At 40.5% G+C, this 25,802-nt stretch carries 19 protein-coding genes; 7 read left to right on the top strand and 12 right to left on the bottom strand.

Annotation, left to right across the window (positions count from 1 at the left end; all coding sequences use genetic code 11):
- Positions 1 to 20 precede the first annotated feature (20 nt).
- Positions 21 to 272, bottom strand: coding sequence for a DUF3081 domain-containing protein (locus AACW90_RS01105; RefSeq protein ID WP_390229590.1), 252 nt, complete (start codon positions 270 to 272; stop codon positions 21 to 23).
- A 200-nt stretch (positions 273 to 472) separates the two neighbouring features.
- Between AACW90_RS01105 and AACW90_RS01100 the strand changes: the two genes are divergently transcribed.
- Positions 473 to 1,339 carry a glycerol kinase gene (locus AACW90_RS01100; RefSeq protein ID WP_390229587.1) on the top strand — a complete coding sequence of 289 codons (867 nt, stop codon included), beginning with the start codon at positions 473 to 475 and terminating at the stop codon, positions 1,337 to 1,339.
- 105 nt (positions 1,340 to 1,444) lie between these two features.
- On the opposite strand, the gene AACW90_RS01095 is transcribed toward AACW90_RS01100, so the two are convergent.
- Positions 1,445 to 1,801: a YibL family ribosome-associated protein gene (locus tag AACW90_RS01095; RefSeq protein ID WP_195705811.1), complete on the bottom strand. Its 357-nt coding sequence runs from the start codon at positions 1,799 to 1,801 to the stop codon at positions 1,445 to 1,447.
- 265 nt (positions 1,802 to 2,066) lie between these two features.
- Here AACW90_RS01095 and AACW90_RS01090 point away from each other — a divergent pair, with 265 nt between their 5' ends.
- Entirely contained in the window at positions 2,067 to 3,731 is a 1,665-nt protein-coding gene (locus AACW90_RS01090; RefSeq protein ID WP_390229583.1) for a methyl-accepting chemotaxis protein, read from the top strand.
- A gap of 279 nt (positions 3,732 to 4,010) precedes the next feature.
- On the opposite strand, the gene AACW90_RS01085 is transcribed toward AACW90_RS01090, so the two are convergent.
- The 5 genes from AACW90_RS01085 to AACW90_RS01065 form a co-directional block, all read right to left on the bottom strand.
- The gene (locus tag AACW90_RS01085; protein WP_390229580.1) at positions 4,011 to 4,883 is read right to left on the bottom strand and encodes an NAD(P)-dependent oxidoreductase; all 873 of its coding nucleotides are present in this window, start codon (positions 4,881 to 4,883) and stop codon (positions 4,011 to 4,013) included.
- Between the two features lie 398 nt (positions 4,884 to 5,281).
- Entirely contained in the window at positions 5,282 to 6,007 is a 726-nt protein-coding gene (locus tag AACW90_RS01080; protein WP_275138141.1) for a YebC/PmpR family DNA-binding transcriptional regulator, read from the bottom strand.
- Between the two features lie 77 nt (positions 6,008 to 6,084).
- Entirely contained in the window at positions 6,085 to 6,294 is a 210-nt protein-coding gene (locus tag AACW90_RS01075; RefSeq protein WP_195705807.1) for a DUF3283 family protein, read from the bottom strand.
- A gap of 187 nt (positions 6,295 to 6,481) precedes the next feature.
- Complete coding sequence (locus AACW90_RS01070) at positions 6,482 to 6,676, bottom strand: PA3496 family putative envelope integrity protein (protein ID WP_275138143.1); 195 nt, start codon at positions 6,674 to 6,676, stop codon at positions 6,482 to 6,484.
- A 583-nt stretch (positions 6,677 to 7,259) separates the two neighbouring features.
- Positions 7,260 to 9,248: a replication initiator protein RctB domain-containing protein gene (locus AACW90_RS01065; protein ID WP_390229575.1), complete on the bottom strand. Its 1,989-nt coding sequence runs from the start codon at positions 9,246 to 9,248 to the stop codon at positions 7,260 to 7,262.
- 1,132 nt (positions 9,249 to 10,380) lie between these two features.
- Between AACW90_RS01065 and AACW90_RS01060 the strand changes: the two genes are divergently transcribed.
- The 4 genes from AACW90_RS01060 (at position 10,381) to AACW90_RS01045 (ending at position 16,523) form a co-directional block, all read left to right on the top strand.
- Positions 10,381 to 11,616, top strand: a complete 1,236-nt coding sequence (locus tag AACW90_RS01060) for a ParA family protein (protein ID WP_390229572.1) — start codon at positions 10,381 to 10,383, stop codon at positions 11,614 to 11,616.
- A 6-nt stretch (positions 11,617 to 11,622) separates the two neighbouring features.
- Entirely contained in the window at positions 11,623 to 12,594 is a 972-nt protein-coding gene (locus AACW90_RS01055) for a ParB/RepB/Spo0J family partition protein (RefSeq protein ID WP_390229569.1), read from the top strand.
- 77 nt (positions 12,595 to 12,671) lie between these two features.
- The gene (locus tag AACW90_RS01050; protein WP_390229566.1) at positions 12,672 to 14,681 is read left to right on the top strand and encodes a tRNA(Met) cytidine acetyltransferase TmcA; all 2,010 of its coding nucleotides are present in this window, start codon (positions 12,672 to 12,674) and stop codon (positions 14,679 to 14,681) included.
- Between the two features lie 162 nt (positions 14,682 to 14,843).
- Entirely contained in the window at positions 14,844 to 16,523 is a 1,680-nt protein-coding gene (locus AACW90_RS01045) for a flagellar assembly protein A (protein WP_390229563.1), read from the top strand.
- A 72-nt stretch (positions 16,524 to 16,595) separates the two neighbouring features.
- On the opposite strand, the gene AACW90_RS01040 is transcribed toward AACW90_RS01045, so the two are convergent.
- The 4 genes from AACW90_RS01040 to AACW90_RS01025 form a co-directional block, all read right to left on the bottom strand.
- Complete coding sequence (locus tag AACW90_RS01040; protein ID WP_390229560.1) at positions 16,596 to 18,710, bottom strand: type I secretion system permease/ATPase; 2,115 nt, start codon at positions 18,708 to 18,710, stop codon at positions 16,596 to 16,598.
- A 27-nt stretch (positions 18,711 to 18,737) separates the two neighbouring features.
- Positions 18,738 to 20,648 carry a bifunctional diguanylate cyclase/phosphodiesterase gene (locus tag AACW90_RS01035; RefSeq protein WP_390229557.1) on the bottom strand — a complete coding sequence of 637 codons (1,911 nt, stop codon included), beginning with the start codon at positions 20,646 to 20,648 and terminating at the stop codon, positions 18,738 to 18,740.
- 5 nt (positions 20,649 to 20,653) lie between these two features.
- Positions 20,654 to 21,289: a transglutaminase-like cysteine peptidase gene (locus AACW90_RS01030; RefSeq protein ID WP_390230804.1), complete on the bottom strand. Its 636-nt coding sequence runs from the start codon at positions 21,287 to 21,289 to the stop codon at positions 20,654 to 20,656.
- A gap of 80 nt (positions 21,290 to 21,369) precedes the next feature.
- A complete protein-coding gene (locus tag AACW90_RS01025; protein WP_390229554.1) occupies positions 21,370 to 22,761 on the bottom strand; it encodes an HlyD family type I secretion periplasmic adaptor subunit in 1,392 nt (463 codons plus the stop codon).
- Positions 22,762 to 23,058: 297 nt separating this feature from the next.
- On the opposite strand from AACW90_RS01025, the gene pdxH reads away from it, so the two are divergent.
- The gene (pdxH, locus tag AACW90_RS01020; protein ID WP_390229551.1) at positions 23,059 to 23,730 is read left to right on the top strand and encodes a pyridoxamine 5'-phosphate oxidase; all 672 of its coding nucleotides are present in this window, start codon (positions 23,059 to 23,061) and stop codon (positions 23,728 to 23,730) included.
- An 82-nt stretch (positions 23,731 to 23,812) separates the two neighbouring features.
- Here pdxH and AACW90_RS01015 read toward each other — a convergent pair whose 3' ends face one another.
- Positions 23,813 to 25,636, bottom strand: coding sequence for an SUMF1/EgtB/PvdO family nonheme iron enzyme (locus AACW90_RS01015; RefSeq protein ID WP_390229549.1), 1,824 nt, complete (start codon positions 25,634 to 25,636; stop codon positions 23,813 to 23,815).
- Positions 25,637 to 25,802: the final 166 nt, after the last annotated feature.

Below are 25,802 nucleotides of genomic sequence, written 5' to 3'. Positions count from 1 at the left end.
AGGCTCTCTAGAGTGAGCGCTTACTTACTTAAAGTATTCACTTTCTTTAGAAAACTGTCTCTCAAATGTTCCTGATCGTATTCAAGGTGATAGGTATTGTGGAATCCAACCTTGAGCTCGACGCCATTACCGCGAATAAAAACATTATAGCCATCGTAATCAGAATAGGCTTCCAGCCCTTCATACATTTTTCCGAATTCAGTCGGCGTACCATTGTTCATCACCATTTCGTACGCGCGCAATACTTTGCTAGGATCCAGTTCATTTTTCACAATAAATACCCTATTAATAAGAAATGCAGATAAAATAAGTATGGTAACGAGTAACCGAATTTACCATTGAATCATCTATTTTTAACCCACAATTTTAATTGCTAAATAGAATGTAAGTTAATTCATAACGTTAGTATTTTATGATAGCGTTGAGATCACTCAGTTTTTCACGCTCAGTTAATTTTTAGGAAAGATTTACTATGCAAGACAAGATCTCGACGACCAACTTAGCAAAACAGAATAACGTGGAGTCAAAAGCGTTGTTTTCTGAGTTTAATCAGTATGGCTATATCGTCAGACATGAGAATAAATGGTTATTGACCGACTTAGGTAAGCGTTTTGGTGGCGAGTACGTTACACATACAGAATACGGACAATTTATTGTCTGGCCTAAAGATCTTGTTATTGATAAAAACTTAAGCGCTGGAACGCGATTGACGGCGACACAAATAGGTGACAAAGTTGGTTTGCACGCAAAAAAAATCAATCAAATTTTAAACGAATTGGGCTGGATAGATAAAACAGCAAGTGGCTGGTCACTATCTGAGCTTGGTCTAAGAGCGGGTGGTGAACAGCGAGAAGACAAAAACACCTCCGCTCTTTATACGTTGTGGCATGATACGACACTTAAAAATCGCAACTTCAAAAACTCCATTAGGGAGTTCTCGGGGGTGGATTCGGATTCTCTCTCAACCGACAAATCTTTTTCAAGTTTTAAACAAAAGTTTGAGGCTAAACATAGAACCTCGGATGGTCATTATGTGCGTTCTAAAGGTGAGTTAATTATTGATAACTGGCTTTATATGGCTGGATTAGTCCACGCGTACGAGAGAAAGCTCCCGATAGAGGAAGAATTTACCAGCAATTTTTATCTTCCTAACGGCAAGGTTTATATTCAGTTTTGGGGAAGCGATACAGGGCCAATTGATGCAATAACGAAACAGAAAAAGCGCCTTGCTTATACTGATCATGGTTTCAATTTAATTGAAATAGAAAGTGATGAAATTGATAAACTTGATCAATTGCTTCCCCATGCCTTAAGAAAGCTTGGTATTAAAGCGCATTAAATCCGTTATCATTTTTAATATATTGACTATAAAAGAAGTGCACTTAACGAAACAACGTATAAAAAAGCAGCGTCAAATGCTGTTTTTTTATACGTTGATCTGAAATCAAAACTCTTTAGGTGCAAACCCTGTTACTGCGTCTAATTTTAACTCTTTGCCGAGTTTAGTCAGTGGATGAACAACCACAATACCTTTAATTTTCTTCTTAAATAGACCCAAATCCGCTTGTTCTTCTTTGGTCAACTCTCGTTGAAAAGGCATATCAAGTAGACTCTTACGCTCTTTGTTAAGGTCATAACTCTGCTTATGCTTTATCTGATTAAGCTTTTTATTTAGTTGCTCTACTTCTTTCTCAAATTGAGCGATAACTGGCTGATCTCGTCTAGAAACCGCTGCACTCAATTTATTTTTACACTTATCTAGACGATCATTCAGTTGTTGTATCTCTTTCTTAACGCTCATTTGTCTGCACCTATAAAAAATCAACGCTCTTTCTACCACTATCTAGCCAAAAAATGAATAACTATTTCACGACCTTAAGCATTCTTTTTGAATTCTGGTAAAGAAATTCTAATCAATCAACTGGTTGCACTAGATCAATAATAGCTAAAGATTTTAGCCTAGTCGTCGATAACAATACATGCAACATATATCTGCATAACGCCGAATATATTCGCTACAACTATTAAATGCACCTATCAGTACCTGTCAAATTGAGTTAATCATTATGAATATTACGATAAAGACGAGATTATACATTTTAGCCATCCTCCCGTTACTGATTATTGCAATTGGGACCATGTATTTTACCCGAGTTGAACTTTTCAACCTAAATCAAGCTCACATGGACTCTTCAAGAACCTACATGACGGAAAGCAAAAAGATTGAATTAAAATCTTACATGGAAATAGTAGATTCTGTACTCGTGTCGCTTAAAGAAAGAAATGCGCCAATTGAAGAAGTTATATCTGAACTTTCCCGAATTAAGTTTGGTGAAAGTGGATACGTATATGGCTATAACAGTAAAGGGGACCGATTGCTGTTAGGGCAAAGTACTAGTGGTATAGGCAAGAACTATTGGAATCTAAAAGACGTTAATAACTTCCTTTTGCTGCAAGATATTATTAAGCAAGGGACAAGTGGTGGTGGTTATACAACCTACTACTTTCCAAAACCAGGTGAGAATGAAGCATCGCCAAAATTGGCTTATTCAATCTACGTATCTCAATGGGATCTAGTTATTGGTACGGGCTTCTATATTGATGATATTGAAGCAACGGTTATCGATATGGAAAAGACATCTCAAATCCTTGTCGACGATGCTTTGATCGGCATAGGTATAGCGACGTTTATCATCGTGATCATTGCTGGTCTATTTGCTGTGTTTGTAAATCAGAGCATTATTCGCCCTCTTAACGCCTTCGATCGTTCTATTGCCTCGTTTGCGAATGGTGATGCCGACTTAACAGCAAGAATGGAAGAATTTACGATCCCAGAGTACAACCGTCTAGGCAACAATTTTAACTTGTTTGTCGCAAGCCTTCAGTCAATCATCAAAAGCGTCACTTTAGTCAGCGGTGAAGTCGTCAGCGAAACCAGTAACATGATAGGTAGAGCCACACAGGTCGATTCATTGGCAAGCCAGCAACGAGAAGAGACCGAGCAAGTAGCGACAGCAATGACAGAGATGACAATGACAGCAACTGAAATATCGAGTAACGCAGTTCAAGCGGCGGAGTCAGCGAAAGAAGTTGAAGGCAGTGCTCATAAAGCGATGGAGATAGTGGTTTCTGCCGCTCATTCGGTTGAATCACTGGCTAATGACGTTGAGCAAGCCAACGAGGTCGTCTCTAAATTGGAAGGCGATGTGCAGAACATCTCAACATCATTAGAGGTGATTCAAGATATCGCTGAACAAACGAACCTACTCGCTCTGAATGCTGCGATCGAAGCCGCACGTGCCGGAGAACAAGGTCGAGGCTTTGCTGTTGTAGCAGATGAGGTTCGTAAGCTAGCAAGCCGAACGCAAGAAAGTACGTTAGAAATCCATCAGATGATTAATCAGCTTAAAGCCGCTTCTGATGCCGCGGTACAAACCATGGATAAGAGCAAATCTAAAAGTGCAGACACCGTGGCAGAAGCTAACGCGGCAAGTAATGCGTTGAGCAAGATACAAGAATCGATCAATGTCATCATGGACATGAATGAACTCATAGCGACGGCAACAGAAGAGCAAAGTCAGGTGGGTCATGAGATATCTGAACGCGTTGTTATTATTTCTGATAAGAGCCATCAATCGGCACAGTTTGCCAAGGAAAACCAAGCGGGTAGTGGTCAATTAAATGCCAAGGCAACGGAACTGTCTCATCTCGTTGGCCGATTCACTGTCTAATTTTTTACAGTGTAAATCGTTATCTGAAATGCCAGGACAATGTGATGCTGTTCGGTTAGTGCTAAATACTTCGTTATTCCCGTGCAAACGGGAATCTTGGTGATATTAGATCCCCATGTTCATGGGGATGACGTTGGTTTTCGTGAAAATGAGAATCTGGATTAGGTACATCGTGCTTATTGTTTCCATACATTAACGGCGATGGCTTAGAAGAGCAGAGCAAACTATATTTAACCACTTTCTGAGAAGGTGGTTAAATATTCTAACGTAGAGTAATAACTATTTTGCTTCTTTTTCTATCGCAGTCATTAATACTGAGGTATCCATCCTACCCAACCCTTGCGCAGAAAGTTCTTCATATTGTTTAATTATTTTGTTGGTTAACGGCAGCGATATACCTTGTCTATCTGCTTCATCTAAACAAAAACCTAGGTCTTTGATCATCCAATCAATAGCAAAACCAAAATCAAAACTACCTTGCGCCATCGTGGTTGCGCGATTTTCCATTTGCCAAGAGCCCGCGGCGCCGTTTTTCAAACAGTCGACGAGTGTTGGAATATCCAACCCTGCCTTTTCAGCGAGTATCAACCCTTCCGAAAGACCATTAAGTACGCCAGCGATGCAAATCTGGTTCACCATTTTAGCGCGTTGACCTTGACCAACTTCCCCCATCAAAACAGACGATTTTCCATAGGCATTGAATACAGGTTGTAATGTATCAAAGACCGCTTGATCTCCACCGCACATGATGGTTAGAACGCCATTCTCAGCTCCGGCTTGACCACCTGACACTGGTGCATCCATAAATGCAATTCCAGCGGTCTGGCAAGCTTTTAAGAGCTCCTCTGCTAGATTTGCGGACGTCGTTGTGTGGTCGATCAAGATCGCGCCTTCATTCATGGCAGAGATTGCACCGCTACTGGCTGTGATAACACTGCGCACATCGTCGTCATTCCCCACACAACAGATAACCACATCCGCGTTTTGTACGCACTCAGAAACGGTGGTCTTATAATTACCACCGTACAGTTTGGCCCAATCCTGTGCCTTCTTTGTAGTACGGTTATATACGGTTACGTCGAACCCTGCTGTCTGAAGATGTCCAGCCATGGGGTAACCCATAACACCCAATCCAATAAAACTAATCCTCATTACTTTTCCTTATTTTTAGCTGAACGATGAAATAACACGTTAACAAAGCCACCAACATTATTCATTCTTTTCTCTCCAATATCCGCAAAAAAAGAGCAAAATTCAATTTTCAATTAACAGCACTTAATCAATAAGTTAGTTAACCAATTTTTAGATTCTACGGAAACATGATCAAGGCTACCATATGACAAAACTTTCCAGACAATTAACAAAACTAAGTACGTTTGAGTTCAACATGGTGATCATTCGATCCTCTTATGCCTAACAATGGCCATCCACTACCGCCATACGACTAATTCAGTTGTAATGTAAACTATGCCATTTACTTTAGTTCGAAGACAAAAAAACCGAGCATTATTAGCTCGGTTTTCATGTTGTAATAACGTTTAAGTTTGACTCTATTCGGCGTCTAACTCAGCATTGTGATAGACCTGTTGTACGTCATCGCACTCGTCAAGTAAGTCTAAGAATTTTTGAAATTTAATTGCATCATCACCGGTGATAGGTGTATTTGTTTGGGAAACAAAGGTGATTTCTTCAACATCAAGAACAAGGTTTGCAAACTCGCTGTTCAAGGCTGTCTTTACCTTGAAAAATTCAGTGTGCGGTGCAAATACAGTAATAACACCGTCTTCTAGTTCGATGTCAGTTACATCAACATCCTGCATCATTAATGCTTCTAAAACGGCATCTTCATCATCACCGTTGAATTGAAACACCGCCTGATGATCGAACATATGTGCCGTGGTGCCTGGACTACCAATTTTCGCACCTGTTTTTACAAAGCACTGGCGTACATCTTGAAAGGTACGGTTTCCATTATCAGTTAGGCAATCCACTATGACGCTAGCGCCTCCTGGGGCAAAACCTTCGTAACGGGCTGCTTGGTAATCTTCACCGCCACCACCCGTTGCTTTATCAATCGCTTTGTCTATTACATGTGCTGGCACTTGATCTTTCTTTGCTTTAGCGATCAAGTGTTTTAGAGAGAGATTCATGTCCGGATCACCGCCGCCATTCTTGGCGCTCATGTATATCTCTTTACCATACTTGGAATAAACTTTTATTTTCGCGCCTTGTGTTTTTGCCATTGAGGCCTTGCGCACTTCAAAACTTCTTCCCATTGGGGTCTTCTCTCTGCTTCAATTTATTTGACGAATTTTAGCAAAATGTAAATTCAATTTGCTAAGGAGCTGGAAGGTTATACCACTCCCATGGCTCTTTTATATTTTGCTACTGATTGCTCAAAACATGTTTTTTCATCTTCGTTTTTGAGCTTTTCTCTTTGAATTAACATCTCATTTGGGCCGATTTTAGCCTGCTTTAGCTGCCAAACCAAATACGACGCTTGTTTATCAATCTCAATCTTGTTTTTCTCTTCCACAGAGAGCAAAGATAAATTAACTGGCATGATGTTCTCAATAGAGTTTATTTTGTGGTGCTGCAATATATCACAGGGAATGGAAACGAGTGAAGACTCAAGATTAACGAAATAGAGAAATGACAGCAATCAATCCTCTTTATGTCAAAAAGGGGGTTTAATGTAGAAAAATCAGGGGCGGTAATAACCCGCCCTTGCGTGTGCATTCAAGAGACCATTAATGAAATAAGCCCAGTTCCTCGGCTTCTTCCAATGTTAAACCGCTTTCACGAATTTCGCGCATCGCTTCAATACGACGACGAGCTTCGGCTGATTTAATCTGTTTTTCTGTATGCTTGGCGTCTTCTTCCTTGAAGTCCCAATGGGATGCTATATTTGCCATTTCATCATGGTCAATAGAATTAATAGACATAAATACCTCCGATTAAAACCATGTCCGAGGACATAACTTTTGTAGCAAATACCACGATCATTGTTAAGAAGAACAATCTTAGAGTGTGAACTGCTACAGAGTTATGACAACAAAATTATATTTCTATCAGTATGGCTTTGATTATCAGATTTTCCACGTTTATTCTTAAGAATCGTTCTACAAACACTTGCCCGAACTTAAAAAAATCGGTTGCGTTCCCCATCCAATTCCCCGCATTACCTATTAGAGATAGTAGTCTGTTTTCAATGAATGGTATCAGTCGCCAGACATTTCTAAGAAAAGCACGGGAAGTATTGAACAATTTGGGGCGTGGATGGTAAAACGGATACGGTCAGAACGATGATCAAGGTGATTTAAAGATACATGTGAATGATACTACTGAATTTTAGGCAAAAAAATAGCGAGTATCGCAACTCGCTAAAAAATTCATAAATGAATGTAACTCTATGAGCTAATATATACCTTTCCTCAGAAAGGATAAAAGGTTGTCTATTCGTATTGAACTATAGCTAATAGGGATTATTTACTGTCAGACTAATGTCAATCTTCTGTCCGAAGTTAATCAAATACCTATTGCGACGTCGTCTAACGTACGAAATACCTCTTCGTCAATATGACCTTCGAATACGGATTTACAAACCTTCTTACGTACGGCTAAAGCAGAAATTAGCTTTTCGATAGACAGATGTTTCGACGAAGACTGAGAATTATATAGTTCTATCGTTTTACTTAACACTTGATAGCTCACCACTTCATCAGCAACACGAAGCCAATCAAGCTTACCTATAAGCTCCTCACACTCTTCTTTAATTGATGATGGCGAATGACCAGTCATTGCAGAAAGAGCCGTTATACTTCTTTCTAGAGCTTCTGAAGAGGTATATTTGGATAGAGTTATCGTTAGTTCATCTGCATTTACTTCTACGAGGTGTTTTCGAACTTTAACTCGACGCCCTAGTTTACCTTTAGGCTGGCGTTCTTTTCGTTGAATTGGTTCAAACTCGCCATCGATTATTTCAGACAACTCCGCAAGTTTTTGCTTTGAAACCATTTCATTTCGTAATGGGTTGGGAAGCGTTGGTGCCATATTCCTTTTTCCGGCATTGGTCGTTCTTGCACGCGAGAAACGCAATACTTCTTCCACATCACATTTAATATCAACCAAATAATCTGAAACCTTACCTTTTGCTTCCATCATCGATATCGTTAAGTGATAACCCCAAAGGTTCACCGTAAAATGGGGGTCATTTTTTTCATCGTCGGAAATTTTCTTCAACTCACGAATAAGTTCAGATGAAAAACGTCTCCACTCGATATTTCTTGCAAGCTTTTGATTCAACTCACTTAATAGCATGCTATCCGTATATCTTCTTGACATGCGACTACGAAAATATGAATAGAGTTGGAATACCAATGTGTGTTGCTTAAGTATTTCAGGAGGAAATAGGAAAAAGTAATCTTTCGTGAGTAGTTCTTCATAGAATGAAGGTTCCCACACCAAAATATAAAGGTTCGGCTTTATTTTTATTTCACCCGCCGCATTTTCCGAAGGTGCTTCCTCTGATGCGGTAATTGTTCGTGCTAAAAATCGAAATCGATCACTTTTAAAGCCTTCCGGCATATTGTCGCTAAGCCAGCGACCTGCCAATTCATGCAGTTGAAAATCGGTGTATTCTATTCGATCAATGCTTTCACGGATGGAATCTCGAGCTGGTCCACTATCTTTCTTCCCACGCATTGAAAGAATGTCGGTTATGTACAATGGGGTTTTATTCGGGGCTTGCTTAATATTGAGCTGGTATTCTTCTTGGTGATGTTCATGATATTGCACCGTAAGAGTAAACAGAGCGAACAACGTCATAAGATCATCGACAGTCATGATATTTTTCGATGACCGTGTTTCAATGATAGCTCGAGATCCAGAGATAGAAACCATTGATTTCTGATAGTTTTTACGAGTTCTAGGTGGTGCCAATGCTTGATCTATAATTCCAGCCCAGTTTGCTGGAGATACGATAAACTGATCGGCTTCATCTTTAAGTGCTGGAGGTGTTTGTAGGCCGTATTCACTTAAGAGACGTTTATTTACTTGAGTTTGAGCCAATGCTTTAGATCTTTTTTGTTTCTCAGTCTGTTTAGAACTTTCCGTCATTAAACTTGTTGCACCCAAGACGGATACGAGCTGACTTGGGTTAACGAATATATGAAGCATCGTTTTACCGGCTAATCCTTCTTCAAATCTCACGGGGATCTGTTGAAATAAACCAATACTTACTGCCGCTCTTAGTCTTTGTTGAATTGCCGCTCTCGTTAAATGTCGGTCCGTAGCTTCAACAATTTCAGTTGTTGAAACGTAACCATCTTTGCTTGAAAAGCTTCTTAAGGAGATAAGATTGAGTAGCTCAATAATACTTTTAGTGACCCCTTTGAAGTGCTGATATTGTTCGATCCAATCAACCGCATGCTCTGATACGGCAAATAAATGCCCATCTTTATGAGTCCTAGGTAATTTTATGAGCAATTTGTCATTTGGTTTGACTTTCGGGTTCACTAATCATTATCCGTAATATTACTATCGTTCCACAAGAGTAAAGAAAAATAGATCATAAATAAAGGCTTTTTTATGGTTATTTAAATAGATGATCTTAATGATTAAAGTGATCTATATTGATTATATGATCTAATGATCCGAGCCTTGATTTGCCTGTAACCTATTGTTTAAAAGTAATATTTTTTTTATGGGTGTAGAAGCATGATCATGTAGTCAACAGACCTATGATCAACGTAGCTTCAGAAGTATGATCAAAGTATTGTGAAACGATGATCATTAGTTTATCGAACCTATGATCATCACTCGATCGGAAATATGATCAACGTCCTTATACAGGTTATCCACAAAATAATGATTTTTTTTGTGCCCATTTATTAAATTGGATTAGAAAATCGAGTTTGAAATGCACAGAAGAATGATCAAGGTTGTCGAATGTTTCTATTTGATGGTTATCTAATCAGTCTTTAATACTTGTACCAATTAATAAAATATTTATAAATAAAATGCGTTACCTACGTCTATATCGAAACGATGATCAAGGTTGGTATTTGTAGATTGACCGTTTCGCCTGATTGATATTCGTTAGGTATTGTGGTCTCTATCCTATATTGAATAAGCAATCCCCGTAACTTATACGGTAAGTTACATTCTTCCGGAGTTTTACATAGCTTGATCATTGATCCGTAAGCAGATCGGTTTAGTTAAGATCAAAAACGATGTTTGTACGGTCGTTTCTTTCCTTGATCATCGTTCCATTACTTAATAATTACTCGAAACGATGATCAAGGAACTTTCTTGATCATCGTTCCGGATATGGCGTATTCATTTATAAGTCGGCTATACTCACTTATCTAGATGACAAAAGCCGTAAGTTGAAGGCCATTTTACATCGTTCCGAAGAATAAAGGCTTTTACACTGTAAATGCGTGACGTGGTAACACTTTTAATCTGAGTTTATTTGAGAGTGGTAATAGTTTAATGTTGCACCTATTTATCGCGTTTAGTCTGCTTTTATAGCCGATATCTGCTTAATAAATGTGAGGTTGCTCTAAAATGAATGTTCAGCTATTTATTGTTTATGTTATTAAATCCTGTACAATATTTGCAAACCATTTTGCACGGATGATTGCCGATGAAACGAGATCAAACCATAGAAAATCTCTACAGGTTAGCTGAACAAACGAAACAAGTTCAAGCAGACAGAATAGAGATTGTTCTTGAAGAAAGAAGTGAGGACCATTTTCCTCCAATGTCGAAAGCGCTTATGGAAACTCGGTCGGGGTTAACGCGTAGGAAACTAGATGACGCAATTAATAAGTTAGAAGCCGGTGGTCACCAGTTTACCAAGAATAACGCGAATCATTACTCCATTTCTTTGGCTGAAGCCCATATGCTGATGGATGCCGCAGGCGTACCTAAGTTTCACGAGAGAAAACTAACGCGAGCGTCCAAATCTAACTTGAGCAACAAACCTTGGGTTATTAATGTGCAAAATCAAAAAGGGGGAACAGGTAAGTCAATGACCGCTGTTCACCTAGCGGCGTGTTTGGCGTTGAATATAGATAAGAGATATCGAATTTGCTTAATCGATTTGGATCCCCAAGGTTCGTTAAGGTTATTTTTGAACCCTCAGATCAGTATGGAAGATCACGATAATATATATTCAGCTGTCGATATCATGTTGGACAATGTACCGGATGATACCGTTGTTGATCGGGAATTTCTCAATAAAAATGTTTTGCTACCCACGCAATATCCAAATCTAAAGACTATTTCTGCTTTCCCTGAAGATGCGATGTTTAATGCAGAAGCTTGGCAGCATTTGTCGCAAAACCAATCTTTAGATATTGTTCGTCTGCTTAAAGAAAAACTCATTGATCCTATTTCTGAAGATTTCGATATTATTATGATAGATACAGGACCTCACGTTGATCCACTTGTTTGGAATGCGATGTATGCGTCTAATGCACTGCTGATTCCTTGCGCCGCTAAGCGGTTGGATTGGGCCTCGACAGTGAACTTTTTTCAACATCTACCGACGGTTTACGAAATGTTTCCTGACGATTGGAAAGGCCTAGAATTCGTGAGACTTATGCCTACGATGTTTGAAGATGATAACAAAAAGCAGGTATCTGTATTAACAGAGATGAACTACCTTCTTAATGATCAGGTAATGATGGCAACCATACCGAGAAGCCGTGCGTTCGAAACTTGTGCAGATACGTACAGCACGGTATTTGATCTTACCGTTGGTGACTTTGAAGGTGGTAAGAAAACACTTCATAACGCCCAAGATTCAATACAAAAAGCAGCTCTAGAACTAGAGCGTGTACTACATAGTAACTGGAACTCACTTAATCAGGAGTAATAAACCATGGCGATAAAAACTTCTGAGTTAAACGCGAAATTATTTGGCAAAGCCAACAAGCGCCGCGCGACAACTCCTCAAGAAGCACAGACAGCGGCTAAGGAAAAAGCGCAAACTATAGAGCTCAGTGTTGCTGGTCAGGAAATGGTCGAGTTCGAACTCGTTCAGATTCCGGCTGAAGATATAGAAAGTAGAACAACCGTATTTGCTCAAAATGCGCGTGAGCAATCATTTTTAAATGAACATGCTTTATCCGATGTTCTTGTGACGTTAAAAGAACGTGGTCAACAATATCCAGCCGTTGGTCGAAAAACTAAAGATGGCAAGATAGAAGTACTAGATGGTAGTCGTCGTCGAATGTCATGTATTTTAGCGAAAAAACACTTCCTAATATATGTGGCAGAGGCGATAGGTCCTGAACACGCTAAGTTTCTTTCTGATGTTGCAAACGCTCATAAGCCTCTTTCGTTATATGAACGCGGCAAAGAGATGTTAAATAAGTTAGAGAGTGGCGAAGCAAGTGATCAGAAAACGTTGGCTGAAATTTTTCAATGTAGTGAAGCACTTGTGAGTGGCGCGTTAAAAGCCGCTGCGTTGCCTTTAGAGTTGTTACAAGCGTATCCTAATGTGAGTGAATTAGGACGACCGACGATTGTTAAACTACATAAACAATTTAATGAATTGGATGAGAATGGACGGCAGTCATTGCTCGATAAGTGTAAGTCTAAAGAAGGTTTTGCGTGGCAACGTAGTGAAGCTCAAGGGGTCGCTCGCTTAACCAAGGATGTAACAGAGCATATAGAAAGCTGGATCGAAGAACTGGCACCCAAAAAACATGAGATTATCACAAAGAAAGAGTTGATAAAGGGGAGAGCTATGTATACGCGCAAAGGCAGTAACTTAGCGATAAACCTTAAAAAAGTAGATGATAGAGCCATGCAAGATATCCTTGCGTTCATAGAGTCGAAATTAAATTAAGACAATAAAGCCGCGCTAGCGGCTTTTTTTTTGTGCTGTGATAACATAAAGCATTGTTTCTCTCTGGTGTTTATCAAATGACCTCTCCCCTATCCTATCTAAAATCTTTGTCCGCTGTAGCTGAAACAAATGGGCACCGTTATTTGGTAAGACTTAAAGGCGATGATTGTTGGCAAGATGAACTGTTAGAAAGATATCTCTCCAGTCGTTCGTCAGATTTATGCTATAAGTTGGGAGGGAAAGCATTGGTTGGGGCCAAATTATTATCGGCTAAGCAAGGTGCTCAATTATTAGGTCGAGAAGTCGAATGCCTTATTTATGATGACAATGATGGCTTTGACGCCAATAGTTTTACCGCTGCTTCTGGTGCGCTTTGCTATGGTGGGATCTTGTTCCTCTTGCTATCAAATAGAGATGGCTGCATGTCTGGACAATGGTTGGAGGCGGCACTCGTCGACTCGATTACAGTCTTTGAACATAAAAAACCACCTGCATTACCCATACCTTCAAACCCTTCTGCTCTCGAAAGCCAGTTCTATGAACAAGAGAATGCGATATCACTGATAAAAAAAGTAATAAGTGGGCATAGAAAAAGACCACTTATTCTTACTGCTGATAGAGGGAGAGGAAAAAGTTCGGCACTAGGTATAGCGGCAGCACAACTGATCAATAGTAAAGACGTCCGTATCGTTGTTACCGCACCCTCTCGAAAAGCGGTTGACCCTGTATTTGTTCACGCGAAACAACATTTAACGACCATCACTAACGAGAGTAAAAATTCGCTTTCGTCAAACCAGTCTTTCATTCAGTTTATCTCTCCTGATGAATTAATCAGGTCTAATATTGAATGCGATTTGGTATTGGTAGATGAGGCGTCGGCGATACCCGTTTCGATGTTACTGCGTATTACTTCTCTCTATCATCGCGCTGTATTCTCCTCGACAATTCACGGTTACGAAGGTTGTGGTAGAGGATTTACGCTTAAGTTTTTTAAGTGGCTAGACGAGAACCGACCTGGTTGGAAAAAATGTCATATTGAGCAACCAATACGATGGAATAAAGGCGACCCATTAGAAGCATGGGTTTTTGATACATTTTTGTTGAACACAGAAGTTTATCCAAAAAGCGCTGAACGCTTTATTGGTCAGACACAGAGTTCGATTATCAGTAAAGAACAGCTACTGAGTTCCCCTACTCTATTTAAGAAGATTTTTTCTTTGTTGGTTAGTGCTCATTATCAAACCTCACCAAATGACATGATGCAGATATTGGATGATGAATCCATTTTTCTATTTGTTCGAATGAGTAGGGGCGATGTTGTTGGTTGCATAGTGGCAAAAGTCGAAGGAGAGCTCAGCCCTGAATTGATTCAAAGCGTGATGAAAGGAATTAGAAGACCTAAAGGGCATTTAGCACCGGTTATTCTTGCGGGTCAAATGGGATTTTCACAAGCCGCCATCTGTCGCTCTTTGAGGGTCATGCGCATTGCCGTCGCACAGGAGTTTCAACACTCTGGTATCGGTAGCCAGATGTTGTGCGATCTGAGATCTCAAAAAGAAATTCAGTTTGATTACCTTTCTACTAGTTTCGGTGTTACCTCAGAGTTGTATCGTTTTTGGCTCAGCAATCGTTTTTACCCGGTACGTTTGGGCTCTAGCCTTGATCATGCTAGTGGCACATATTCGTTATTGATGCTCAGTTCTGATGCAGAAACTAACTGGTTAAGGGAGGTTGAAGGTCGTTTTTGCCAAGATTTTATTGCGTTGCTACCAGAGACGTTTCAACAATTATCGGCTTCTTTCGTTTTGGTTTTATTGCGTTCGTGTAATATGAGATCTACTTCTGTGTCTCTTTCTCAAGTTAATCTAGTTCAGTTTTATGTTGAGGGCGGTAGCGGGTATGAGAGCGTCGTCTATCCATTGAGCAAGTTGTTATTAAAGTACATCGACACGAAAGAGATCCATCCAATACTGGTGTCAAAATTGTTGCAAAAAAAATCATGGAATGAGATTGCGACGATTTACTCATTTAGTGGGAGAAAACAATCCGAACAACTTTTTAGACAGAGTGCCGCCATACTGCTTTAATTTACACTGTAAACTTGTACTTGATTTACACTGTAAATCTTAATTCTTATCTGAATTATCAATAAAAAAGTGATTCAAACAGGGTTTTTCGCAAAGTTTGACAAAGTGTCTCATACTTTAAGATAAACTCTTAATATCAAATAAAATGAGCTATGTTCTAAAATGTGGAAAGAGTTAACTCGATTATCTGAAGACTCCAACAGCGTCATTGCTCAACTGCCCCGAGGCGAGGAAGTTGGGCCTACGTTTAGTATTGACGGCTTAGAAAAAGTCTTAACTGAGCTAGAAGTTAGTAGCTTTTTTTATGATGCTGATGCTGCTGGACGATTTGTGCGAGCTGCTAGAGAAAATAAAAAATCGGCGTTTGAAGGCGTTACTGTCGCCTTTCGTAAAGATGCAGAAGCTAAAGTTGAATTATCAGATAGTGATATGCTCGCGACAATGCATGTTACTGGCCCTTTTGGGGGGAAACAAATTAGCCCTGTAGAGATCATGCAGGCGCTTGCTAATGCACATGTAACGAAGGGTATTAATAAGCTCGCGCTTAAGAAAGTGCTTTCGTTGAGTACTGACTTGTCGAAGGGTGAAGTCGTTGAACAACCAGTAGCCCGAGGGTTACAACCAGTAAATGGTAAAGACGCACAATTTGTCCCTATGGTTGAAGACGCGAATACTCGAATACTAGCTCCTCAAGAAAAAGACAATAAAACCCATAAAGTTGATATGCGTGACCTTGGTGAAACCATTACAGTTGAACAGGGTCAAGCGATAATGAAACGCATCCCTGCGACGAATGGCAAACAAGGTTATACGGTAGTCGGTGTCTCCATTCCGCCTCAAGCAGGCAGTGATAAAATATTGAAAGAAGGGAAAGGTTCCAATATCGATAGGGACAACCCAAACTTGTTGCGTGCTAGCCAGTCAGGGATGCCAATTATCAGAGAGTCGACAATCGACGTCGATCCTTCTCTTATTTTGAAAAATGTTGATGTTACAACTGGCCATATCAAATTTAAAGGTAGCTTGATCGTTTCTGGAAATATTGAAGCGGGAATGATCGTACGTGCTACTGGTTCAGTGACCGTTGGTGGGTTTATAGAATCAGCAGATGTGCAAGCTCAAGAAGATATCATTGTAGGTAAGGGCATTATTGGACACGCCGTAGACGAAGGTGAAGATAAAGCCTGTGTGGTTAAAACAAACGGGAACATCAAATCGAAATATAGTCAGTTTGCTTTTCTTCAGGCAATGGGGAACATTGAATTAGAGCTTTACTGTATGAGCTGCACAACGATGTGTACGGGTGACCTAACCATCAAAGACGCTAACAACAAACATGGTACGCTTAGTGGCGGCATTGCACGAGTGGGCGGTAAAGTAGAATGTATTAATTTGGGTGTAGAAGGTGATACCGCGACAACGATACAGGCCTTCGTTAAATATAATAAGTATAAGCAAGGTCTAGCGGAGCTGAAAGAACGTTACAAAGTAGTACAAGACAAAACGATGGACGCCATTCGGCAAGAAATGGAGTTGATGAAAAGGCCCAAAGAAGAGCGCTCAGAACGAGAAATCGTCGGGATTCAAAATCTAAAGAAAAAAAACAACGTATTGATTGAACAAACTAAAACTAAAATAGAGAGCGCCGAATCTGAGCTTGAAAGGTTATTGGAGCTAAATACGATAAAAGCCAACAAGGTCTTTACTCGCGTTTCAATTCAGTATGGGGATGAGACATATTTGACCAGAAAAGACAAAGGTGTCAGCGTATTTTCATATGACCGGAATAAGATTCATTGTCGGACGATGGTTGAAGGTGTTGAACAAGACGAAGAACTTTAATTCTTTCAATAAGAGATAATAAATGAGAGAAGAGGAAGTATTGCGCTTCCTCTTTTTTTCTACTCTAATTTTTTAACTTACGGCTCTAACTTTACCTTGCTTAAGGTCTTTTAATACCTGAAGTTTTGGACCGTCCGCGATGATAGAACCTTTTTCCATCACGATTACCCGATCAACAATATCCAGCATAGAGGTTTTATGCGTTATCAAAATGAGCGTTTCATTTTTATTCATCTGCCCAAGCTGATTTTTAATATACATCTCGGTACGATTATCCATTGCACTTGTTGGTTCATCCATTAGAAGTACTGGAGGGCGACCCAATAATGCCCGAGCAATTGAAACAGATTGTCGTTGTCCACCAGATAACAACAAGCCTCCTTCACCAACTTGCCTTTCAAGGCCCGCTGGATCTTGTTGAGTAAATACGGTCACACCAGCGCGATTAGCCGCATCCATTACCTCTCTATCATCAACGAGCGTCTGTCCCAACGTAATGTTGTCTCTTATTGAACCAAAGAATAAAACGCTTTCTTGAGGTACACAGCCTATATTGCGTCGTACATCGACATGATGCAATTGGGCTATGTCGGTATCATCTATACGTACATGCCCCTCTGTGGGCTGATACAGACCCATAATAAGGCGCTCTAGAGTGGTCTTGCCTGAACCAATACGACCTATTATCGCCACTTTTTCCCCAGGTTGAATCGTTAGGCTCAGATCTCGAATAGACGCAATCGTCGAGTCGGGGTAGTGGAAGGTTACTTTATCAAGTTCAATTTTACCCTGTATTATCGGTCTATGGATGTAGCGCTTGCCTTCTTCTTGCTCGTCGGGCATTGCCATGACTTGTTCGATGATGGTCATTGATGACTTAGCTTGATTGTAACGAGTCGAGAGAAGGGATAGCTGTACAAGTGGACCAATTGCTCGTCCGCTTAACATAGTGGCAGCAATCAATCCGCCCATTGTCAGCTCGCCATCAGCAATCAAATATACGCCGAGGATAATCATTCCGATATTACAAGACTGCTGAACAAACCCTGCCATGTTCTGGATAGTGTCGGTAATTCTGCGGGTTTTAATGTTCCAATTTGCCATATGGGCAACGGATTCTTCCCAGCGATATTGAAACTGACTTTGTGCACCAAATAACTTAACGGACTCAAGCCCTGCTAGGCTTTCGATTAGGTTTGCATATTTCTGAGAGGCTAATCGAGAACCCTCTTCAATACTCTTTCTCAACGGACCCTGAATAATCAAAGAGTGAATGATAAGAATAGTCACCCCTGCGATTGGGATGATGACTAGGTTTCCGGCCAATAACCAAATAATGCCTAAAAATAATAGAGCAAAAGGTAAGTCTATAAGCGCAGACATCGTTGCTGAAGTGAAGAACTCCCGAATGGATTCAAATTCTTGTAAGTGTCGAGCAAAAGCACCTACTGATGGAGGTTTCGACTCCATACGGATACCCAACACTTTGCTGTATAGCTTCGATGAAATGAGTATATCTGATTTTTTTCCCGCCACATCAATGAAATAACTTCGAAGCAGCTTGAGCACAAAGTCAAAAATGAAGACAACAAAGATACCCGAAGCTAAAACCCATAATGACTCAAAGGCTAAATTTGGCACTACTTTGTCATAAACGAGCCGAGTAAACATAGGTGCAGCAACGGCAAACATGTTGACCAGTATAGAGGCGATTAATACATCTCTATAGATATGTTTTGACGCAAATAATGTTCCCCAAAACCAATGCCCATCTCTTGTTTTCAATATCTCTGGTGAGCGCTCGTCATATCTGAACTGCTTTTTCACCAAGAAATATCGGCCAATGTACTGTTGGTTTAGCTCTTCTACGGGAATGGACACAGGCATCATGTCTGAGTCGGAGGTCACTATTTCAGCCTCACCATCGTCACTGTTGATGCTGACTAATACGCATGCATCACCTTCTTTGAGAAGGAGAATCGCCGGTAGAACGAGATCGGATATCTCGCTGAAAGGAGATCGGTTCTCCTTTGCGACCAATCCTGCTCGTTCTGCAGAACGAGGTAAAAGAAACGGAGTCAGTAAACCATCAGATAACGGTAACCCGTTGATAAGAGCATCTGGCGAATTTGCTAAGCCATAATAACGACTGACATAAATCAGTGAATTTAATAGTGGATCTCGCATTTAATGCGACCTCAAATATAATTTTTGTTATTTATCGACAATAAAGCCTTGGAATACTTCAATAAAGTGCTCAGATAAGAAGTCTAATTGAGTCTTGGTTTCTACCCTAGAAGCGATGGTTGTTATACCCAAATTGTGCGCAGTACGAGAGATAGACGTTAGTGTATAGCGTTGTTTTTCATCTTCAATTTGATGGGTATAGAGATAATCTAACTTAACGTACTTAGGTCTAAACTCATTGATGTAATCGAGCGAGTGGAAGTGACGCCCATAATTGTCGACGCCAAACTCTGAACCACTACTGCGAATGGCATGGCAAAGTAATGCAGTATGGTGTTGATGGGAGATAAAGCAGATTTCAGGTATTTCGAAATGGAGTTTTTTGGCTGCATTAGGAAATTTGGTAAGAATTTTGGTTAGCCAGCGAATAAAGCTTGGTTCAGAAATACTGCTCACGGTCAGGTTGATTGCAAGTGTGTCGTTGATAATCTGATTTTCTAGGTTATCAATCATGTTTTCAATAACAAATTGGTCAAATATGTAGCCAGCGTTGAGTTGGTCAAGGGCAAACAGGTACTGGTTTGCGGTATAGCGAATGCCGTCTTTTTCAATCGAGGAGAATACTTCGCGATGGAATGTTTTACCGTCGTTGCTGTTTGCTGATTGGAACTTAAATTCGACATTGCGGTTGCTGATGGCTTCTTCAACCAACTCTTTCCACTGCTGTTTACCAAGTAAAATATGATCATTTACGTCAGAAACAATGGCATAGTTTCTCTCTGGATGCGCTACAGCTTGAGACAACGCGTTATCAACAAGAGAGAGAACCTCAGACGATGATTTGTTCACCTCGTTGTATACAAGGCCCAGAGCCATATCGACAGGGGCAGTGCCTGTTGGATCTGCACGCACACTTTGTACATTATCAACAATATTCTTAGCCAACATATGCAACTCTTCATTTTCAATATTAGGGAAAATGAAGGCGAACTCTTCGGTGCTAATTCTCGCAATAGTCACGTCGGGAGAGTGTGTGGTAAGTTTCAAATGATCGGCAAGCTCTCTTATTAGTGTATCTCCAGCCTCATAGCCAGACTCGTCGTAAGCATCTTTAATAAACTTCGCTTGCAATAGCGCTATACCACCTTTGGAAGACTCAGTCAGCCATTGAGTGAGCTGGCCCATAAAGAAAGAGCGGTTACCTAGTTGAGATACCGGGTCCATATAAGCCCGTTCTCTTAGCTGCTCCGCTTCTTTGGCTTGTGCCCTAAAGCTTTTTTCGACTTGCAGTGACATCGTGTTTATACCGTTAACGACCGCGACTAAGTCTTTGGTTTTTGGTTTTTTAAGCGGCTCACCAAATTTGTTCTGGGCAATTTCTTCCATCTTGATAATGATAAGCGAAAGTGGACGTAGGCTTCTTTTTAGCATGGCAGAAATAAGTAACATACCCAGAGTGAAAGCGACAAGAAATGCGACACCTAGGTTTTTGAGAGCCTCCCAAAGTTGCACATAAGCAGCACCTGGATGACTAATAATCTCTATTTCGGCTAATTGTAACCAACCACTTGTGACGACTCGTCGGTCATGGAGCTTGGTCAAAAAATGCATATCAATAAACCAATCGGGTACACCATTAGCTTTCACTGGGTAGGAGCGAATTATCTCCTCTTCTGTATCCAAGAAGGTCAATTTCACTATTGAGTATGAGCTACCGTCAAACAAGGCGTTGATAACGGACTCCACAGCAACACTATCTTTTTGCTCAAGATAAGGAGCAAGTGCAAGGCCAACGGTATTGATAGTGTTATTCATTTCTGAGCGCTGTTGTTGCATCAGAAAGTTACGGGTTGTCGTGAACTCTATCGCTAAGACAAAGCCAACTAGTAACAAGAAAACAGCCAACATACCTGCGACAAGTTGTTTATGTAATGTCATGGTGGTTACTCATTGTAATTTAGTTTTGGTTTATTAAGTTTCAATGACTTATTTCGCGAGCGAAGATCATTCCATAAGCTTAAGCGAGAAGAGTTACCTGCTAATTGCCCGCTCGCTTTTTCCTTCATTAGCCATAGGTTTTTACCATTGAAACTATAAATTGGCAGTAAATCTCGCCTCTGGGTAGCGGGCTTAATTACTGGATTAATGTTGTCTAGGATTACAGGAACTGAACTCGATTTTTCATAGTAGGCTAGAACCATATGAAACTGATTCAATTCAATCGCTTTTACGTAAACGAGCCGTAGCTTTTTGTCAGAAACACCGAGCTCGAGTAACGAAAAATATTTTGCGATGGTGAAATCTTCACAATCTCCCGCGTTGCTGCCGATAAATTCAAGTGGTGTGGCCCAATAATCTTTCTTGGCCCATAAATCGATATCATTCACAAAGTTAAGTTGATTAAAAAAGTTGTTCACACCAGTAAGCTTATTGCTTTCAGACTTATTTTTAAGTGACGCCATTTCGGAACGCCAAGTTTCTGTCCGTTTTCCTGCTCTTGCTCCATATATTTTTGAAACAGCGTTAACCCAACGCTGCTCTTCTGTATTGAGAGCCGATGATGTCATAGAAAAAAACATCAATATTAATAGCGGAATAATGGTTTTCACGGTGACTTATTCACTACTTACTATCTGAGTGTCGTACGGCATGATAGTCATTATTCCCTAAGTGCGGTTTTTTGTGCTGTTAGAATAGGTTTTAACAGATAGTCTAAAACGGTGCGTTTTCCGGTAATGATATCGACGGAAGTTGTCATCCCAGGGATAATAGGCAAGCCAGCCTCTGTACCAAATTTATGGTCATCTGTTCTAATTTTTACCATATAAAAGCTATTCCCTTCCTCGTCTTGGATAGTGTCCGCGCTGATATGCTCTAAGGTTCCTTCTAATCCGCCATAACGGGTGAAGTCATATGCACTAAACTTAACTATAGCAGGTAAGCCTGGTCGTAAAAATGCGATGTCCTGTGGCGCAATTTTCGCTTCTACCAGCAGTGTATCCTCTGTTGGTACTATCTCTACCAAATCCATACCCGGTTGAATAACGCCACCAACAGTATTGATGTGTAGTTTCTTTATTGTGCCTGTTATCGGCGACAATACGACGGTTCTATTGACCTTATCCTCTAATCCGATAGTTGATTCGGTAAGTGCTGACAACTTGTCTTGTGCCTGATTTAACTTTTCTTGTTGTTCCGAACGAAACTTCAATGCGGCGTCAATCCTACCTAACATAGACTCTCTAACGGAAGAAGTCAGACTTGGGATTTTTAGCTGAGTAGAGGTAAGTTCTCTGCGAGTATCGTTAAGTTGACGTTGTAATTTAAGCAATTCAATTTTAGGAACTACACCTTCATCGGCCAATGGCTTGGTTATATCTAACTCTCTTTTGGCGAAGTTATAACTGGTCTGTAGGTTTTTTGCCCTAGCTCTTAGCTCAATAAGCTCTTGTTCTTTTTGTTTTACTTGTTGATCTATAACGGAAAGTTTATTATTCAGATTGTCTAAATCTTGTCGGTATTCGGCACGTTGACGCTTGGCTAACAGAGGTCGTAATTCGGTTATAATTGGCGGAAAGGCGAGCTTGTCGAAATTAATGGTTACGCTATCTTCCCAGTTAGAGTTATCAAATTCTTCTTGAATTTGTACACTGGTGATTGAGGCAGATAATTGCAAGACACTCGCGGTTAAGTTTGATACTTGTTGTTCTCGTTCTCTGAAGTCAGAACGAAATCGCGTATCGTCAATCAAGATGAGCTGTTGACCTTCTACTACCGATTCACCTTCTCGAACCAAAAGACTTTTTACCAACCCGCCTTCTAGGTTCTGTACGACCTGAAGTTGAGAACTCGGAATAACCTTACCTTGTCCTACGGTGACTTTGTCTAGCTGAGCCCAAGATGCCCATACAATGGCGGCAATAAAAAACAACACCATGACCCAAAGAAGTATTCGGGCACTACTTGGTGTGTTTAGAAGCAAAGCGGCGGTTTTGTCATCCACATAGTCTAACTCTGCATCTTTTAGCATCTTAAACTTCTTACTGCTCATCTGCTTTCCTTGGCAATACACGGAATATACGGGTGGTTATTTTAACGACATTTAACATTGATTTTATTAGCTGTTGGGTAGAATGTTAAGCAATAATACAATTTTATTTTTTTACTCAAATAGTTAGAGTGAATTGAAGTAAGGAGTAGCATAGTTTAATTGTTGATAGAGTAAAGGAATTCAGTATTTATTTGATTATCAAAGAGTGCTCTCAAATTTCACTCAGCCAGAAAAGAAGATTCTTGTTTTCATCGCTTGATAAGCGCAAAATTAGTAAAAATTATTCGAGGACATAATATGGAACTGAAGGATATTCGTCGTGAATATACTAAAGGTGGATTACGCCGAAAAGATTTGGAAAAGAATCCGATCGATCAGTTTAACCTATGGTTAGAGCAAGCGGTTAAAGCTGAGTTGGTTGATCCTACTGCGATGACCGTCGCAACGGTAGACAAGCACGGTCAACCTTTCCAACGTATTGTGTTACTCAAAAATGTCGATAATGATGGTTTCGTTTTCTATACCAACTTGGGTAGCCGTAAAGCACATCAAATAGGGGTGAACGCGAAAGTGAGTATTCACTTCCCTTGGCATGCAATTGAGAGGCAGGTTCATATTACAGGAACGGCGGTCAAATTATCGGCACTAGAGAACATGAAATACTTCTCTTCGCGTCCTAAAGAGAGTCAGATTGCGGCTTGGGCCAGTAAGCAGAGTAGTCGATTGTCGGCTCGTGGCCTACTTGAAGGCAAATATTTGGAGTTAAAACAGAAATTTGCTAACGGAGATATACCTATTCCTAGCTTCTGGGGAGGTTTCCGTATTGTTCCTGAAAGTATTGAGTTTTGGCAAGGTGGTGAGCACCGTTTACATGATAGATTTATCTTTACAAACGATAGGGATGGTTCTTCAGGTGGCGATGCTTCTCAAGATGATATCTCGTGGTCAGTTGATCGATTAGCCCCTTAGATAATGTGTTTTTGAATCTGAATCTCCCCTTAATAAGGGGAGATTCTCTGATGTTATCTACCCTTATTAAGAGTGAGTCTCTTTAAAGCTGGCGAAGTATCCGGAAACCAACGTAATTTGATGCCGTATTAGGTGCAATAAAGAGTTGGCTGTGGCTCGTGGCCTGATTTGGAGAGAAACTCCAAGAGCCACCCTTAGTGACACCTCTTGAATCGTTCGTCCACTCCCAAACATTGCCAACTACGTCATAGAGCCCGAAGCCATTAGGAGCAAAGGTTTTAACCGGTGACGTACTTGTATTCGACCACTTGGTACCACCCCATCCTGTGTTTGCCTGACCTGCTCCAAATGAATTACCCCACCAATAGGGCGACTGACTGCCAGCAAGTGCTGCAATTTCCCATTCGGTTTCGCTCGGTAGTCGATATTTAAATCCAGTTTGCTTTGATAACCACTTAGTGTAGGAAATCGCATCTGTCTGGCTGATACATACTGCAGGAGAGTTTGCTTTCTGCTTAAACCCTGGGTTACGCCAGTAACTATCGGTAATTGGTACAATTTGAGACTCTTCTACCGTTGTGCAAATCTTCTTAAGTTCTGCGTCGGTTTGATAGCCTGTAAAATTAACAAAAGTTTCAAACTCGCCAACTGTTATTGGTGTTGCGGACATGGCGTAAGCTTTGTTGACGTTTACTTGTTTAGCACTGTTCTCACCGATGAGGTATTGGCCTGACCCAATAACGACCATTTCTGGCGCTTTGGATTTGTTCTGTAATGCATCGGCGAACTTTCGGCCGGAATGAGGAACATTTTCTTTTTCTCGCAATATAGCTCTTAACGTATGGTCGCTCGTTACATTCAGTTCTTGATGGAAAGATCGGTATCCTTCTTTTTCAACAGTCACCATATGGTTACCGACAGGTAACATGATGTCGAGAGGTGTACTGCCATAACGGACACTATCTACCGCAACTTTATCTTCGTACTGGTTTGAACGAATGGTGAGTGTTACCCACTGAACCTCTTTTTTCTGTTCGTTGTTTGGCTTTGCGCTCTCATCAAAACAGTAGCGAGACTCTACATCCAATAATTTACACGGAATGTTCTTAGCAGGACGCGCTTCCATGGCGACGTCTAAGATAGTTTGGTAGCGACTGTCATCAGCAAAACCATCTTTAGATGTTTTTTGTCCTACTACATGGATGTTTAGCGACACATTGGTTAAATGTTGCTTGATCAGTTTTTGTTCGGTCGTATTGGCAATGAGTTGATTTTGATATTTGCTAACGGCTTTTTGCAAGGCGAGATTTTTAGTTTGGTCAGCGCATTGTGCAATGGTCATGTTTTCTTGACAAACATTGGTGAAACTGGTTTTTAGCTCGTCTTGTTGTGTAAGCTCTTTACGCAAGCGTTCAATTCGTGCCCTTACTTTCTGGTCCGCGAGCTTATCCAAATCGGCATTCAGTCTTTTTTGGTCGATTTCAAAAAGAGAAAGATCAGCGTATAGCTCTTGCAATTTTTGTTCGGATTCGAGACGAACCTGTTGATTCGCTTTGACATCTGCCCAAGCGCTCTGATAAGCACCTTGGCTTGGTCTTAAGTCGAAATCAGGCTCATTAGTGACTCGATTGTAATCTCGATCGAGCGCTTTTTTTGTCTGCTCAAGCTTTTTACTCAGTTGAACAGATTGCCTTTCAAATCGGCTTTGTTCATCTTGAGCTTTTTTGATAGCTGTTTTTTGCTCTGCTACTTGTTTGGCAGAAGCGTCCATTTCTGTTCTTTTGGACTGTAGCGTATCGTCTGCTTGCTGAACTGTTACGGTAGCAACGGTTTCCGTTGCTAACACCGCAAAAGGAATAAAGCACAGAGACAATGCTAGTAGTAATGCAGGTAAACCTTGTCGCATGATCGTAATTACTTTAATGATTAATCGGGTAATTTATCCATTCTATACGAAAACGCCACTTTGTCAGAACATATCATTGCATGATAATGGACAAAATGGCGCTTAATAATCAGCTTTGTGAATTCCGGCAGGTAATCACAGCGTTAACATCACAGATAAAATAGCG

This window comes from Vibrio frigidus, from assembly GCF_042465995.1.
Taxonomy (GTDB): domain Bacteria; phylum Pseudomonadota; class Gammaproteobacteria; order Enterobacterales; family Vibrionaceae; genus Vibrio.
Note: the sequence above shows the minus strand (reverse complement) of the source record. Positions and strands in the feature narration are given on the sequence as shown.